Below are 14,781 nucleotides of genomic sequence, written 5' to 3'. Positions count from 1 at the left end.
TGGCGGCGTAGTGCGACGCTGAAAAAGCCACCGCACGTAATGGCAAGGCGGGACAAAGGTGGCATACCGGAGACCATCGGGGACGAGACCAGCGGGGACAGGGGCCTGAGATGACCGACCCGGAGACCGGCGGTGGAACGGTGAGCGGTGGAACGGCGGGCGGTGACGCGGAGGGCAGCGGTGCGGCGGGTGGCGGAACGCCGGGCCGTGGCACGGCGGGTGACGGAGTGGCGGACGGTGGAGCGGTGAGCGGAGGCGCGGCGCCGGGTGGTGACGCGGAGCTTGCCGCTCCCGCCCGGCGGATCGCGGCCGGGTACGCCTTCACCGGACCCGCCCTCGATCTCGGCGCCCTGCTGTGGGACGGCGCCTGCCATCCCGAGGCGCAGATCCGCGTCCCGCTGCCGATGCTCAACCGGCACGGGCTTGTCGCGGGCGCCACCGGCACCGGCAAGACCAAGACGCTCCAGCTGATCGCGGAACAGCTGTCCGCGCAGGGGGTGCCGGTGTTCCTCGCGGACGTGAAGGGCGACCTCTCCGGGATCTCCCGCCCGGGCCCCGGCGGTGACCGGGTCGCCTCGCGCGCGGCCGAGACCGGACAGCGGTGGACCCCGGCCGGTTTCCCCGTGGAGTTCCTGGCGCTCGGCGGGATCGGCCACGGCATCCCGGTCCGCGCCACGGTCACCAGCTTCGGCCCGGTCCTGCTGTCCAAGGTGCTCGGGCTGAACCGCACCCAGGAGCAGTCCCTCGGCCTGATCTTCCACTACGCCGACACCAAGGGCCTGGAGCTGATCGACCTCAAGGACCTGCGGGCGGTCGTCGCCTTCCTCACCTCCGACGAGGGCAAGCCCGAACTGAGGGGCATCGGCGGACTGTCCACCGCCACCGCCGGGGTCATCCTGCGCTCCCTGACCGCGTTCGAGGCGCAGGGCATGGCGGACTTCTTCGGGGAGCCCGAGTTCGACACGGCCGAGCTGCTGCGGACGGCGCCGGACGGGCGCGGGGTCGTCTCCGTCCTGGAACTGGCCGCCGTGCAGGACAAGCCGGTCCTCTTCTCCACCTTCCTGATGTGGCTGCTCGCCGATCTCTTCCACGATCTGCCCGAGGCCGGTGACCTGGACAAACCCAAGCTGGTGTTCTTCTTCGACGAGGCGCATCTGCTGTTCCACGACGCCTCGGACGCCTTCCTGGACGCCATCACCCAGACCGTGCGGCTGATCCGCTCCAAGGGCGTCGGCGTCTTCTTCGTCACCCAGACCCCGAAGGACGTCCCCTCCGACGTGCTCGGCCAGCTCGGCAACCGCGTCCAGCACGCGCTGCGCGCCTTCACGCCCGACGACCAGAAGGCCCTGAAGGCGACGGTGAAGACCTTCCCGGACTCGCCGTACGACCTGGAGGAACTGCTCACCGGGCTCGGCACCGGCGAGGCGGTGGTGACCGTGCTCAGCGAGAGCGGCGCCCCGACCCCGGTCGCGGCCACCCGGCTGCGGGCCCCCGAGTCGCTGATGGGCCCGGTGGACGCGGCGGAACTGGACGGCGCGGTGCGGGAGTCCCCGCTGTACGGACGTTATGCACAGGCTGTGGACCGCGAGTCGGCGTACGAGAAGCTGAGCGCGCGGGAGGCGGAGGCGGTGCCCGAGGAGCGTCCGGCGGCCGGGGACGGCGGCCGGAAGAAGGCCCCGGCCGAGGAGCCCTCGCTGGTGGAACAGGTCGTCGGGAGCGGGATGTTCAAGTCGCTGGCCCGCTCGGTCGGCACGCAGCTGGGGCGGGAGATCACGCGGTCGCTGTTCGGTACGGCCCGGCGGAGGCGGTAGGACGTCCCCCGCCGGGTGCGTCTCAGCGGCGGTCCTCCTCCGGCGGGCGCTGCGGCTGCTGGGGTGCCTCGCTGTCGGGCCGGGGCCGGGCGCTGCGCCGGGCCTCCGCGCGCAGCAGGGCGCGCAGGATCGCGTACGGGTCGATGGGCATGGCGGTGTTCCTCGCGTCGTACGGACAGAACGGTGCTCGGGGGGCGGGCGGTTCTGTCAGCAGCGCAGGACGACCGTGCGGAGTTGGGGCGCGGGGGAGAGTGCGGTGGGCGCGGGGCGGGTGCGGGGGGTGCCCGGTGCCGGGTCCGGGGTGGGCAGGGGGGCGGGGGCGTCGGGCCGCAGCACGGTCCGGCCGGTGCTCCGGGACGGGGTGACGGGGACCTCGTGCTCACATTCCGCGACGACCGTGCCCGTGGGTCCGGCCTGGGCCGCGGCCTCCACATGGGGCACCAGCAGGACGAGCAGCAGCAGAAGGGCCCGCATCAGCGGGCGAAGGCTGCGGACTCGGTTTCCTGCGGTGCTCACGGAGGGTCATGTGCCCATGTGACACCCGGGGCTCATCCAGAAGCGGGGCAGATCCGCTCGCACGGCGTACGGGTGAGGGGCGAGGTTGACGGCCTCGCCCCGCACTCCGCCGAAGCCGGGTCACACCGTCTTGGGGATCTGCTTCGCCCGGCCCCGGATGCTGAACGACGTGATGATCTCGACGATGCCCACCACGATCAGCCACCAGCCGCCGACCAGGGTCAGCACGGCGATGGACTCGAAGGGGGAGTCGATCAGCACGATGCCCGCGATGAAGGTGACGATGCCCAGGAAGATGTGCCAGCCGCGGGCGGGCATATGGGCGTCGGAGATGGCGGCCATGGTCTGGGTGACGCCCCGGATCAGCCAGCCGATGCCGATGAACAGCGCGAGCAGCAGGATCGACTGCATGGGTCCGCGGAAGCAGAACAGACCCAGCACGATCGACAGCCCGCCGCTGATGAAGGCCAGCACCCGCAGCGAGGTCTTCTTGTGCGTGCCGAAGGCGGAGACCAGCTGGAAGACACCGCTGACCAGCAGGTACAGGCCGAACAGCACGCCCACCGCGAGCAGCGTGGCACCCGGCCAGACCAGCACCAGGATGCCCAGGATCAGCGAGGCGATGCCGGTCAGCAGCACCACCTGCCAGGCGGCCTGGGACAGCGCGTGCAGCGGCCCCTCGAACGGCGTCTCCGCCTCGGCATGCCTTCCCTCATCGGGCCGGGCGGCCTCGTCGGTACGCGGCGCCCCGGCCGGTGTCGGCCCCGCGGGGCCCTTCGCGTCGTCGTAGGCGTTGCCCCTGACGGGGCCCTCGCTCGGTGACTCGGTCATGCTCCATGCTGGGACCGGGCGGGCGGATTCCGCCACTCGGGGAGGTGCGCGGGGAGCTTGGCGGGGAGGTGGGCGCGGAGGTGCGCGGGCCGGGGCTACTTCCCGGTCTTCGCCGCCTTCGCGGCCTTGGCCGCCGCCTTCATCTCCTGCTTGTGGGCGCGCACCTTGGCCAGTGAGTCGGGGCCGGTGATGTCGGCGACGGAGCGGTACGACTTCTCCTCGCCGTAGGCGCCGGCGGCCTCGCGCCAGCCCTCGGGGCGTACGCCGAGCTGCTTGCCGAGCAGGGCGAGGAAGATCTGGGCCTTCTGCTTGCCGAAGCCGGGCAGGTCCTCCAGGCGCTTCAGGAGGGCGGCGCCGGTGCCGACGTTCTGCCACACCGCTTCGGCGTCGCCGTCGTAGTGCTCGACCAGGTACTGGCAGAGGGTCTGGACGCGCTTGGCCATGGAGCCGGGGTAGCGGTGGACGGCCGGTTTCTCGGAGAGGAGCGCGGCGAAGGCTTCCGGGTCGCGCGCCGCGATCTCGTGGGCGTCCAGGTCGTCGGCGCCCAGGCGCCGCGCGATGGTCTCGGGGCCCTTGAACGCCCACTCCATCGGGATCTGCTGGTCCAGCAGCATCCCGACGAGCGCGGCGAGCGGACTGCGGCCGAGCAGCGCGTCGGCGGCCGGGTCCTGGGCGAGGTGCAGGGTGACGTCCATGCACCGATGATCCCGCGCGGACGCGCCCGCCGCCGTCTCAGTCCGCGCGCGTCTCAGTCCGCGCGCCAGTACCCCAGCGCGTGCACCCGGGTCTTCGGCAGCCCCAGTTCCTTGCGGACGTACGCACCGAGCGCGCGGGTCGTCCTCGTGTCGCAGGCGATCCAGACGTACGGGTCCTCGGTGGCGGACAGGACCTCGGGCAGCTCGGCGCGGACCCGCTCGACCAGGTGGGCGCCCGCGTCCTGGCGCGGGACCTCGCGGAACTGGTGGCGCCCGGGGTCGGCGGTGGAGGGCAGGCCGTCGCGCGTCCCCTCGAACCAGATCGTCGCCGGGGCCGAACCCAGCTCGCCCAGCAGGGAGTTGATCGCGGGCAGCGACGCCGTGTCCCCGATGATCGCGAGGTGGGACGGCGCCGGGTCCGGGTGCTCGAACCCCGTGCCCTGGACGGTCGCCTCGATGGTGTCGCCCGCCTTCGCCGCCCGCGCCCAGTCCGAGGCGCAGCCCTCGTGCAGGGCGAACTCCAGGGTGAAGGTGCCGGTCTCCGGGTCGGGGTCGACCAGGGTGTAGGCCCGCTGGTGGGGGCGGCCGTGGTCGGAGAACCACAGGCGGACCCACATGGTGGGGTGGACGCCGGTCGCGGCGAGCAGGCCGCCGTCGGTCAGCCGCAGCCGCCGGTAGTGCGGGGTCACGTCCTCGGCGCCGGTGACGGTGAACGTGAAGTCCTTCGCCCGCAGCAGCTTGAGGACCGCTCCCTCCCAGCCTCGCCCCTGGCCCATCGCCACTCCACCCCTCGCGTACGATTCCTTCACCTGCCAATCAGGTTAGGCAAGGCTAACCTAAAACGAAGGGCTGCTCCAGGGTGACCACCGAGACCTACCGCGACGCCTGGGGCATCCCCCATCTGCGGGCCACCAGTGCGCGCGAACTCGCCCGCGCCCAGGGCCGGGTGACCGCCCGCGACCGCGCCTGGCAGCTGGAGACCGAACGCCACCGCTCCCAGGGCACCTCGGCCTCCTTCCTCGGCGCCGCCGCCCTGTCCTGGGACGTGTTCGCCCGCCGCGCCCGCCTCGACGACACCGCGAGACGCTGTTTCGCCGCCCTGGAGAGACGCGACCCGGAGACGGCCGACTGGGTGCGCGCGTATGTGGCGGGAGTCAACGCGGGCCTGCCCGAAGGCGCCGCCCGCACACCGGAGTTCGAGCGCACCGGTCTCGCCCCGGGCCGCTGGGAGCCCTGGACCCCGCTCGGCATCTGGCTCGCCACGCACATCCTGTTCGCCGGTTTCCCGGCCAAGCTCTGGCGCGAGGAGGCGATACGGCACCTCGGCCCCGAGGCCGTCGGCCTGTTCGCCACCGACGGCCCCGGCACCTCCGGCAGCAACGGCTGGCTCCTCGCGGGCGACCGCACCGACACCGGGCTGCCCCTGATCGCCGGAGACCCGCACCGCTTCATCGAGGACCCCGGCGTCTACCAGCAGATCCGCCTGTCCTGCCCGGAGTTCGACGTCGTCGGCATCGCCGTCCCGGGCGTCCCCGGCATCGCCCACTTCGGCCACACCGGCACCGTCGCCTGGGCCATCACCAACGCCATGGCCGACTACCAGGACCTCTACCGTGAACGGCTGCGCCGCACCGGCGCGGGCGTCCAGGCCCTCGGCCCCGACGGGGAGTGGCACCGCGCCGTCCGGCACACGGAGTCGATCGAGGTCGCGGGCGAGTCCCCGGTCGAGATCGAGATCATCGAGACCGAGCGCGGCCCGGTGATCGCGGGCGGCCCGGAAGGACTCGAATCAGGCTCCCCCGAGCCGGAGTTGGCCACCGCCCTCGCCCTGCGCTACCCGCCCCGCGTCACCGAGGACCTCGGCTTCGGCGCCCTGCTCCCGCTGCTGCGCGCCCGCACCGTGGACGACGTGGACGGCGCCCTGGACGCCTGGGCCGAGCCGGTCAACGTCGTCCAGGCCGCCGACACCGAGGGCGGCCTGCTGCACCGGGTCGCGGGCCGCGTACCGGCGCGCTCCGAGGCCAACCGGCGCCGCCTGGTGCCCGCTTGGGAGCCCGGCCATGAGTGGCAGGGCTGGCTGGAGACCCCGCACGCCCGACTCGCCGACGGTGTCGCGGTGATGGCCAACCAGCGCGGTCTCGCCACCCCGCTCGGCGTCGAGTTCGCCGCCCCGCACCGCGCCGACCGCATCCACGCCCTGCTCCAGGAACACCGCGTCTGGTCCGCGGCCGAACTGCCCCGCGTCCACACCGACACCTACCTGGGTTCGACCGGCGCCCTCCTTGACCGCGCCGCCGCACTCGACGGGCTCACCCCCGAGGCGACCGCTCTGCTCGACCAACTCCTCGCCTGGGACCGGCACATGGACGCCGACAGCACCGAGGCCGCGGACTACGCGGCACTCCGCTCGGCGCTCGTCCGCCGCCTCGCCGCCCACCCGGCCCTCGCCGCCCTCACCGAACCGCCCGCCTACCCCGAGGTCCTGCTCCCCTGGCTGTCGCTCACCGCGCGCATCGGCTACGCCCTCGAACACCTGCTGCGCGCCGAGGAGTTGTACGGCATCGACCGTGACGAGGCCGTACGCGCCGCACTGGAGGAGACCGCCGCCGCGCCCCCCGCCGGAACCTGGTCCGACACCCACCGCCTCGCCCCCTGGCGCGCGCTGCCCGACGGGCCGTCCGACGAGCCGGGCCTCGCCGGAGACCACGACTGCGTGCTGTGCACCTCCGCCGTCCCCGGCATCACCGGCCTCGCGGCCCGGGGCCCCGCCGCCCGCTACGTCTGGGACCTGGCCGACCGCGCCAACAGCGGCTGGATCGTCCCCCTCGGCGCGGACGGCGTCCCCGGCAGCGCCCACCACCGCGACCAACTCCCCTTGTGGCTGGGGGGAGAACTGGCCCCCGTGGTCACCGACTGGACCCTCCTCACCCTCGAACACACGGAAGACCACGAGGACTTCGATGTCTGACCAGAACTCCTTCGAGCAGCCCCTGCCCGGCTTCGGCACCGTCCGCATCCGCCCCCTGGACCCGGCCGCCGACGCCGGGGTGATCCACGCCTGGGTGAGCGAGGAACGCGCCGCGTTCTGGGGCATGAACGGCCTCACCCGGGCCCAAGTAGCCGAGATCTACGCCCACATGGCAGGACTCGACACCCACCACGCCCACCTCGTCACCAAGGACGACGAGCCCGTCGCCCTGCTCCAGACCTACGAGCCCGCCGCCGACCGGGTCAGCGAGGTCTACGAGGTCCGCCCCGGCGACATCGGCGTCCACCTCCTGCTCGCCCCTGCCGGAGCGGACGGCCACCGCCCCGGCTGGACCTCCGCCCTGCTGACCGCGATCGCGACGTACGTCCTGGTCGTGCTCGACCGCGAGCGGGTGGTGGTCGACCCGGACGTGCGCAACACCAAGGCCATCGCCCGCTTCGCCCGCCAGGGCTTCACCACCGGACCCGAGGTCGTCCTCCCGGAGATCGACCTCCCGGACGTGTACCTCCCCGAGAAGCGGGCCCAACTGGCCTTCCTGACCCGGGAGACGGCGCTCGCGGCCGGAAGCGGCACCGTTACCGTGTGAGCGCGACGCCACCGGCGTCCGTACGTAACGGGACACGCGGGACACACGGTCACGCGCGGGACGCGGAGGGCGGACGACGTGCGCGGTGCGGAGCGGGAGCGGCGGCGGCGCGGGGTGCGGTGGACCACGGCCCCGCTGTGGTCCATGACGCCGTACGGGCTGCTGCGTGGGGCGCTCACCGCCTGCGCCGCCCTCGTCCTGCTCGTGCTCGGCGCCGCCGTCCCCGCCTCCGCACACGCCACGCTGCGGGGCTCCGACCCGGCCGACGGAACGGTTCTCCAGCGGGCCCCGCGCGAGCTGACCCTCACCTTCAGCGAGTCGGTCGGCCTGCTGACCGACTCGTTCCGGGTCTACGACCCCCGCAACCACCGTCTGCGCACCGGCGAGGCCGGCCACGCTCCCGGCCGCTCCGACACCGCCCGCCTCGCCCTGCCCGCCCGTCTCGGCAAGGGCACGTACACGGTCGCCTGGCGGGTGGTCTCGGCCGACAGCCACCCGGTCTCCGGCGCCCTCACCTTCTCCGTCGGCGAGCGCACGGCCACCCCGGTCACCGCCCTCCCCGAGCGCACCGAGAACCAGACCACCACCGGCCTCTACAACATCGCCCGCTACCTCGCGTACCTGGCGATGGCGCTGCTGCTCGGCACGGCCGCGTTCGCGGTGTACTGCCGTCCGCCGAGCCGGGGTCATCTGCGCCCGCTGCTGCTGGTGGGGGCGTGGACCCTGCTGGGGACGACGCTCGCGCTGCTCGTGCTGCGAGGGCCGTACGAGGAGGGCACGAGCCCGGCGAACGCGTTCTCGCTCCTGAGCCGCACGATGACCACGCGCCCGGGTGAACTCCTCCTGGTCCGGCTGCTGTTGCTGCTGATCGCGGCGGCGGGCGCGCTGACCCTGCGGCACTGGCGCCGCCGGGTACCGCGCCGGGCGGCCCTCACGGCGGCCGTGCTGCTCTCCGTGGCCCTCGCCCTCACCTGGTCGGCGTCCGACCACGCCTCGGCGGGCCTCCAGGTCCCGGTCGCCCTCGCCTCCACCACGCTGCACCTGCTGGCCACGGCGGCGTGGCTCGGCGGCCTGGCCGCGCTGCTGCTCACCCTGCGCCGCGCGACGGACCCGGAGGCGCTGCCCCCGCGCGTGGTCACCCGCTTCTCCCGCGTGGCCCTGACCTCGGTCGTCGTCCTGGTGATCACCGGCACCTACCAGTCCTGGCGCGGCCTCGGCTCCTGGCAGGCGCTCACCGGCACGTCGTACGGCCGCATCCTGCTCGCGAAGCTGGCGGCGGTCGTGCTGCTGCTCCTGGCGGCGGCGTGGTCGCGGGTATGGACGGCGAGCCTCGCGCGGCGGCCGGTGGCGGCGGAGCGGGTGCGGGTGCTGGAGGGGGCGGGGGCACCGGCGGCCTTGGAGGCGCCCGAGCCGGTCTCTCCCTCGCTCACGCTGACCTATCTACGGCGCTCGGTGCTGGCGGAGGCGGCCGTGGGGGTGGTGGTGCTGGTGCTGACGACGCTGCTGACCAGCACGTTGCCGGGGCGGGCGGCGGAGGAGTCGAGCGGGGCCGGTGCGGGTGCCGGGGCGGGGGTCGCCGGTATCCCGTCCGCCTCGGTCACCACGATTCCCTTCGACACCGGCGCCCCCGGCGGACGCGGCCAGGTCCAGATCACCCTGGACCCCGGCCGGGTCGGCCCCAACTCCGTCCAGGCGGTGGTCTACGGCCCGGACGGCGGCCTGGCCTCGGTCCCCGAGCTGCGGATCGCCTTCGTCCTGCCCAGCCGCGACCTCGGCCCGCTGGACACCAAGGTCACGAACCGGGGGGGCTACTGGGCGGCGGACACCTTCAGCCTGCCGATGCCGGGCACGTGGACGATGAAGGCGACGGTGCGGGTGTCGGAGCTGGATCAGGTGACGGTGGAGCGGTCGGTGCGGGTGGGTCGTTGAGACGGGTGTGGGAGGAGCGATGCCGATGCCGATGGACACCCCGGGGAACACGACGACCGAACGGCTGCGCCTGGACGGCACGGATCTCGTCCTGCGCCTGACTCCCCGCCCCTCCCGTCTGGGCCTGCTCGCCCTGCACGGCGACGTGGAGGGCGGCACGGCGGAACTGGCGGAGGAGGTGGCGGCGCGGACCGGTGCGACGTGCCTGATCTTCACCCAGCCGCTCGCGCCGCCGGTCCACATCTCGTCCCACCTCCTGGCGGAGGCACCGTCGCGGACGCTGGCGACATTCGTGTCGGCCGTGTCCCTGACGGTCTCCCTGCACGGCCACCTGAGACCGGCGACCCCCGCCTCGATCTTCCTGGGCGGCACCAACCGCGCGGCGGCGGAGACCCTGGCCGAGGCCCTGCGCACCCTGACCCCGTCCTTCACCCCGGTGACAGACCTTTCGGAGATCCCGCCCGGCCTCCGCGGCCTCCACCCCCGCAACCCGGTGAACCTGACCCCGGAGGGCGGCGTCCAGGTCGAACTCCCGCTGACAGCACGGACACAGGGGCTGCGGGACGTACCGCCGGAGGAGGTGGTGGCGGGGGTGACGGAGGGCGTACGACGACTGGCGCTCAGTCGAAACTGAGGCTCCCCGTCCGCTCCCGCTTCAGCTCGAAGAAGTCCGGGTGCGCGGCGAGCGTCCGCACGGCGTCGAAGAGCCGGGCCGCCTCCTCACCACGCGGGATGCTGTTGAGCACGGGCCCGAAGAAGGCCGTCCCGTCGATGTGCAGGGTGGGCGTCCCGACGTAACCCCCGGCCGCCGGGTCCTTCCCCGCGTCATGGCTGCGCCGCAGGGCCTCGTCGTACGCGGTACCGTGCGCCGCCGCTACCAGCTCCCCGGGCAACTCGACCTCGGCCAGCGCCTCTACGACCACGGCGTCGAAGTCCTTGTTCCCCTCGCGGTGGATGCGGTTGCCGAGGGCGGTGTACAACTCCCGCAACACGCCCTCGCCGTGAGCCTCGGCCGCCGCGACGGCGACCCTGACAGGGCCGAGAGACCGGTCGACCAAGTCCCGGTACCACTCCGGCAGTTCGTTCCCCTCGTTGTGCAGATGAAGACTCATGACGTGAAACCGCACATCGAGATCCCGCAACGGCTCCACTTCGAGCACCCACCGCGAGCTGATCCAGGCGAACGGACAGGCGGGATCGAAGTAGAAGTCGACTCGGGTACGGGACTGGTTCGTTGACGCGTCGGTGGTCATGCGAGCGACGCTACGCGCGGGGGTGGCACGCCTTCGAGGTCCAATTCGGGCCGGGGATCCTGGTCCAATGCGCTTGCCTCGCACGCGTCTTGTGCCAGCGCCGCCTCCTGCCTGACGACGGACCCGGGGCCCGGACACCCCGACGGCCCGCGCGCTTTTTCACTGTTGATCCGCTTCTTCCCTCATGGCTTGGGAAAATCTCCACGGGGCGCATGGAACCCGCCCGCCCATTTCTGCATGAGGGCCGCTCGCGTCGAATGCATGCAATGCGGATGATCCGGGCCTTCAAGTGAGGGAAGCCGCCCGGAATTATCGCCGGACTTTGAAGAACCCTAGGTCTTTCTTGGTGATCCACAGAAGCTTCATCCGTGTCATTTGCATGTACATGTAGCTTCACATCGGTATAGAGAAGGGCCGCCCATGGATCAGATGGTTCTCAAGGCGCAGAAATGGGTCAATGCGACCTACGCGGGGGTGTCCGGGTACCACCCGTGCACCGAGAACGGAATGACAGGGTGGGAGACGATCTACTCCCTCACCCGGGCGCTCCAGCACGAACTCGGCATCACCGCGCTGTCCGACAGTTTCGGGCCGACGACGTGGGCGGATCTGAAGGCGTACGGACCGGTCGGGCGGGATTCCGGCAACATCAACATGCGGACCATCGCGGAGGCGGCCCTCTACTGCAAGGGCTACAGCGGCGGTGACATCGACGGCGGCTTCAACGTGGACACCGGCAGCGGCCTGACCGCGCTGGTCGCGGACATGGGCCTGCCGGGCCCGCAGCAGCCGGACCTGCAGATCTACAACGTGGAGCCGAAGGTCTTCAAGGCGCTGCTGACCATGGACGCGTACGTGCTCACGTCCGGCGGCTCGCGCATGATCCAGACCTGTCAGCGGTGGCTCAACGACGCGTACTACCAGAAGGGCCAGTTCTTCATCGGCCCGTGCGACGGCCACTTCTCCCGCAACGTCCAGCAGGCCCTCGTCCTGGCCATCCAGTACCAGATGGGGCTGACGGACAGCCAGGTGACGGGCTCCCTCGGCCCCACCACCGAAGGCGCGCTCAAGACGACCGCGTACGTCTCCAGCGGCTCGCACGACGCCGGGTCGGCCGGATGGGTGCGGCTGTTCCAGAGCGCCGTCGCGTTCAATGGCTACGACGCCCACTGGGGCGACGGCGGCGGGACGTTCACCTCCGAACTGGCCGCCACGGTGACCGCCTTCCAGCAGTTCAGCTCGCTCCAGCCCACCGGCGCCGGCGACTACGCGACCTGGATGTCGCTCCTGGTGTCGACCGGCGATCCGGACCGCAAGGGCACCGCGTTCGACTGCATGTACCCGCTGAACCCGACGACGATCCAGACGGTGAAGGAGAACGGCTACTCCACCGTCGGCCGCTATCTCATCGGCGGCACGAACAAGGTGCTGACCAACTCCGAGATAGCGCTCATATTCGACAAGGGCCTCTCCCTCTTCCCCATCTACCAGGACGAGGGAAACGCGCTCAACGACTTCAGCTTCCCGCAGGGCCAGGCGGCCGGAAAAGACGCGGCCCAGGCAGCGAACGGTTTCGGCATACCGTACGGCACGGTCATCTATTTCTCGGTCGATTTCGACGCCACCGACGACGACATCACCAGCGCGATCATTCCGCACTTCCAGGGCGTCAGCGCCGGAATGAGCGAGATGGGCAACCAGTACGCGATCGGCGTGTACGGATGCCGCAACACCTGCATCCGCCTCCAGGCCGCGGGTCTCACCACCCGGAGTTTCGTCAGCGGAATGTCGACCGGCTACAGCGGGAACCTCGGCTATCCGCTCCCGGACAACTGGGCCTTCGACCAGATCAAGGACTTCACGCTGGCCGCGGGCACCAGCGGCGCCGTGGAGATCGACAACGACATCGCCTCCGGCATGGACCCGGGCATCAACAGCGTGACCCGCCCGCGCGACCCCAACGACGCCTTCTACACGTATCTGATCTGGGTCGAGGCGAGAGCCGGTCAGTGGCGGGACCAGGGACACACCTCCCGGTCCGCGCAGGAGCTGGTCGCGCAGTACTTCCGGGCCCGTACGTCGAAGTACGTGTTCACGGGTTCGGACACGGTCTTCGGCGAACTCGACCAGGGCTTCATCGACTTCGTCAACGGCTATCCCGGCCAGCCGTACGCGGGCCCGCTCCGCGACCCGGACCTGCTGTGGGACTCCGACATCGACCACTTCGGCGCCTCCTTCGGCGCCGTCGTCACCACCGGCCTCGTGGACGACCTCACCTCCGCCAACCTGGCCGACTTCGGGACCTGGGGCGGCGATCTCGTCAGCGTGCTGGCGCAGTTCTACATGAGCGGCCTCCCCGACGACCAGGCGTACGACTTCGCCGTGAACCAGATCGGCGCCAAGGGCGACAGCACGTACTTCTCCCTCGACGACGTCCTCGCCGACCTGGACGCCTGGATCCTGGGCGTCCCCGTCAGGCAGGGCTCCGGCACCGCGTTGTCGACGAGCTTCAAGGCGGACTACGCCTCGCCCGTCACGGCCGCCGTACGGCGCGGGTCGTTCTACTCGCTCCGGTTCGGCAGCTCTCCCCAGACGGTGAAGGACGCCGCCACGAGCGCGATGACCGGTGGTGACTCCCATGGGGAGATGGTCGTCATCCGCACGGCGTTCTGGGCCGAGACCACCCAGTCGGTGACCTGCCCGTCCCCCGAGTTCATGTCCGACGCCGCGGTCTCCGGTGTGGCGTCGGCTTTCCGGGACGCCATCGTCCACTACTGCACGGGAATGGACTGACATGAACGACTCGAAGGTCACCCGCCGCCAGGTCCTGGTCCTCGGAGGTCTGACCCTGGGCGTCGCCGCCGTCACGGTCGCCGGTCCGGGAACGGCGTGGGCCGCCGCCGCGCCCGCCGACGTGACGCTGGTCCCCGTCGGGGCGAGCCCGGTCGTGGTGCTCCCCCGCGTCGGCGTCCAGCCCGCCGCGTTCCCCAGACAGCTGGCCGTACAGGTCCGGCACGCGGGTACGGATCTCCCGGCCGGTACCCAGGTGGCCATCGCCTACGACCCCCGGCTGTACTCCCCGCTGCCCGGCGCGGTGGCCACCGCCGGTGACCGGCGGGTGCGCGCGACGAGCTCCGTCACCACCGACCCCAAGACCGCGCTCACGACCTGTACGGTCACCTTCACCGAAGCGCTCCCCGCGGGCAGCGACCCGGTGGTCGTCGTGGGGACCGCGTTCCCCGTCCTCTACCCGCGCGACCTGGTCGTCGGGCCCGCGGACGCCAGCGCGGCCGTGGGCCACCAGCACGGCAAGCCGCGTGGACGGCGGAGCCTCCAGCCCGGCCGCCCGCACTCCTTCGGCGGTGTCGCCATGCCGTGGGGCCTGGAGGTCAGCGGCGTGTGGAACCGCCGCGAGTGGGCGAACGGCAAGCGGTGGTACTACTACCCGGCGCGGATCACGCTGGACAGCGTCGGACCGGGCACCGCCCCCGTGCCCGCGTCCTTCTCCGTCGCGCTGGACCCCCAGGTCGTCTCCGACGTCAAGATCGTCAGCGCCCGGCTCGACAACAAGGCGTACGACGCGGGCGTACGACTCTTGTCGGCCACCCGGACCGCCACGCTGTTCGAGACCCGCTGGACCACGAGGGCGAGGCTCACGTCAGGTGACCGGCTCGACCTCGAACTGAAGGTGAGGACGCGGAAGCCGACGGGTGATCTGCCGACCGTCAAGCACCCGACGGTAGCGTTGATCGACATGGGCAATCACGTCACCCAGCGGCAGACCGGCCGCACCTCCATGTCGCGGAGCGATTCCGCGTGGACGTGATCCTCCTCTACCTCCTCACCCTGCCGACGGCGATCGTCGTCGGCTGGCTCCTGTCGTGGTGGGGGAGCCGCCGGGTCCGGCGGATCGTGCTGGGCGCCGGGGCCGTCGTCTGCGTGCTCTGTGTCGTCGTCATCTTTCAGTCGACGGGACCGCCGTCGCCCCCGAGGGCGGACGGCTGCTCGTCGGCCCTTGCCTGTACGGATCTCCGCCCGGGCCTCGTGGCCCTGGGCGGGGTGATCGGCCTCGTCTGCTGCTTCGTGCTGCTGCTTCTGACGATCGGTGTCGAGGCGGGACTGGCGAGGGCGAGGAGGAGGCGCCGAGCCGTCTCCGGCTGAGGCCGCTCGA

The 14,781-nt window shown here is 71.9% G+C and carries 14 protein-coding genes; 8 read left to right on the top strand and 6 right to left on the bottom strand.

Annotated features, from left to right (window positions below):
- Nucleotides 1-245: 245 nt before the first annotated feature.
- Entirely contained in the window at nucleotides 246-1,811 is a 1,566-nt protein-coding gene (locus tag B079_RS0119420) for a helicase HerA-like domain-containing protein (protein WP_018547503.1), read from the top strand.
- A gap of 22 nt (nucleotides 1,812-1,833) precedes the next feature.
- Here the strand turns inward: B079_RS0119420 and B079_RS36345 are convergent, their stop codons facing one another.
- The 5 genes from B079_RS36345 to B079_RS0119395 form a co-directional block, all read right to left on the bottom strand.
- Entirely contained in the window at nucleotides 1,834-1,962 is a 129-nt protein-coding gene (locus B079_RS36345) for a hypothetical protein (protein WP_018547502.1), read from the bottom strand.
- 56 nt (nucleotides 1,963-2,018) lie between these two features.
- Complete coding sequence (locus tag B079_RS0119410; protein WP_018547501.1) at nucleotides 2,019-2,285, bottom strand: hypothetical protein; 267 nt, start codon at nucleotides 2,283-2,285, stop codon at nucleotides 2,019-2,021.
- A gap of 162 nt (nucleotides 2,286-2,447) precedes the next feature.
- Nucleotides 2,448-3,158, bottom strand: coding sequence for an HdeD family acid-resistance protein (locus B079_RS0119405; protein WP_018547500.1), 711 nt, complete (start codon nucleotides 3,156-3,158; stop codon nucleotides 2,448-2,450).
- 95 nt (nucleotides 3,159-3,253) lie between these two features.
- The gene (locus B079_RS0119400) at nucleotides 3,254-3,853 is read right to left on the bottom strand and encodes an HhH-GPD-type base excision DNA repair protein (RefSeq protein WP_018547499.1); all 600 of its coding nucleotides are present in this window, start codon (nucleotides 3,851-3,853) and stop codon (nucleotides 3,254-3,256) included.
- A gap of 53 nt (nucleotides 3,854-3,906) precedes the next feature.
- Entirely contained in the window at nucleotides 3,907-4,629 is a 723-nt protein-coding gene (locus tag B079_RS0119395) for a siderophore-interacting protein (RefSeq protein WP_018547498.1), read from the bottom strand.
- Nucleotides 4,630-4,712: 83 nt separating this feature from the next.
- Here B079_RS0119395 and B079_RS0119390 point away from each other — a divergent pair, with 83 nt between their 5' ends.
- The 4 genes from B079_RS0119390 to B079_RS32365 all read left to right on the top strand — a co-directional run bounded on the left by B079_RS0119390 (nucleotide 4,713) and on the right by B079_RS32365 (nucleotide 9,991).
- A complete protein-coding gene (locus B079_RS0119390) occupies nucleotides 4,713-6,821 on the top strand; it encodes a penicillin acylase family protein (RefSeq protein ID WP_018547497.1) in 2,109 nt (702 codons plus the stop codon).
- Complete coding sequence (locus B079_RS0119385) at nucleotides 6,814-7,428, top strand: GNAT family N-acetyltransferase (protein ID WP_018547496.1); 615 nt, start codon at nucleotides 6,814-6,816, stop codon at nucleotides 7,426-7,428. Before B079_RS0119390 ends, B079_RS0119385 begins: the two co-directional genes overlap by 8 nt.
- 144 nt (nucleotides 7,429-7,572) lie before the next feature.
- Entirely contained in the window at nucleotides 7,573-9,357 is a 1,785-nt protein-coding gene (locus B079_RS0119380; RefSeq protein ID WP_051095228.1) for a copper resistance CopC family protein, read from the top strand.
- A 25-nt stretch (nucleotides 9,358-9,382) separates the two neighbouring features.
- Complete coding sequence (locus B079_RS32365) at nucleotides 9,383-9,991, top strand: poly-gamma-glutamate hydrolase family protein (protein WP_018547494.1); 609 nt, start codon at nucleotides 9,383-9,385, stop codon at nucleotides 9,989-9,991.
- Here B079_RS32365 and B079_RS0119370 read toward each other — a convergent pair.
- Nucleotides 9,978-10,610, bottom strand: coding sequence for a DsbA family protein (locus tag B079_RS0119370; RefSeq protein WP_018547493.1), 633 nt, complete (start codon nucleotides 10,608-10,610; stop codon nucleotides 9,978-9,980). The two genes, B079_RS32365 and B079_RS0119370, sit on opposite strands and share 14 nt — an antisense overlap.
- A 420-nt stretch (nucleotides 10,611-11,030) precedes the next feature.
- On the opposite strand from B079_RS0119370, the gene B079_RS32360 reads away from it, so the two are divergent.
- The 3 genes from B079_RS32360 to B079_RS33330 are packed head-to-tail and all read left to right on the top strand — an operon-like array spanning nucleotide 11,031 to nucleotide 14,771.
- Nucleotides 11,031-13,403: a glycoside hydrolase domain-containing protein gene (locus B079_RS32360; RefSeq protein ID WP_018547492.1), complete on the top strand. Its 2,373-nt coding sequence runs from the start codon at nucleotides 11,031-11,033 to the stop codon at nucleotides 13,401-13,403.
- Between the two features lies 1 nt (nucleotide 13,404).
- Nucleotides 13,405-14,436 (top strand): hypothetical protein, encoded by a 1,032-nt coding sequence (locus B079_RS0119360; RefSeq protein ID WP_018547491.1) that lies wholly within the window; start codon nucleotides 13,405-13,407, stop codon nucleotides 14,434-14,436.
- Complete coding sequence (locus tag B079_RS33330) at nucleotides 14,427-14,771, top strand: hypothetical protein (protein WP_018547490.1); 345 nt, start codon at nucleotides 14,427-14,429, stop codon at nucleotides 14,769-14,771. The genes B079_RS0119360 and B079_RS33330 overlap by 10 nt, the downstream gene beginning before the upstream one ends.
- Nucleotides 14,772-14,781 lie beyond the last annotated feature (10 nt).

It is taken from the genome of Streptomyces sp. LaPpAH-108 (assembly GCF_000373625.1).
GTDB lineage: Bacteria > Actinomycetota > Actinomycetes > Streptomycetales > Streptomycetaceae > Streptomyces.
The sequence above is the reverse complement of the archived record's forward strand: the minus strand, read 5'-3'. Positions and strand labels throughout refer to the sequence as shown.

Excerpts from the sequence above, each read along its gene's own strand:
- B079_RS36345 (WP_018547502.1), bottom strand. The coding sequence starts at position 1,962 with ATGCCCATCGACCCGTACGCGATCCTGCGCGCCCTGCTGCGCGCGGAG.
- B079_RS0119410 (WP_018547501.1), bottom strand. The coding sequence starts at position 2,285 with ATGCGGGCCCTTCTGCTGCTGCTCGTCCTGCTGGTGCCCCATGTGGAG.
- B079_RS0119405 (WP_018547500.1), bottom strand. The coding sequence starts at position 3,158 with ATGACCGAGTCACCGAGCGAGGGCCCCGTCAGGGGCAACGCCTACGAC.
- B079_RS0119400 (WP_018547499.1), bottom strand. The coding sequence starts at position 3,853 with ATGGACGTCACCCTGCACCTCGCCCAGGACCCGGCCGCCGACGCGCTG.
- B079_RS0119395 (WP_018547498.1), bottom strand. The coding sequence starts at position 4,629 with ATGGGCCAGGGGCGAGGCTGGGAGGGAGCGGTCCTCAAGCTGCTGCGG.
- B079_RS0119385 (WP_018547496.1), top strand. The coding sequence starts at position 6,814 with ATGTCTGACCAGAACTCCTTCGAGCAGCCCCTGCCCGGCTTCGGCACC.
- B079_RS0119380 (WP_051095228.1), top strand. The coding sequence starts at position 7,573 with ATGACGCCGTACGGGCTGCTGCGTGGGGCGCTCACCGCCTGCGCCGCC.
- B079_RS32365 (WP_018547494.1), top strand. The coding sequence starts at position 9,383 with ATGCCGATGGACACCCCGGGGAACACGACGACCGAACGGCTGCGCCTG.
- B079_RS0119370 (WP_018547493.1), bottom strand. The coding sequence starts at position 10,610 with ATGACCACCGACGCGTCAACGAACCAGTCCCGTACCCGAGTCGACTTC.
- B079_RS32360 (WP_018547492.1), top strand. The coding sequence starts at position 11,031 with ATGGATCAGATGGTTCTCAAGGCGCAGAAATGGGTCAATGCGACCTAC.
- B079_RS0119360 (WP_018547491.1), top strand. The coding sequence starts at position 13,405 with ATGAACGACTCGAAGGTCACCCGCCGCCAGGTCCTGGTCCTCGGAGGT.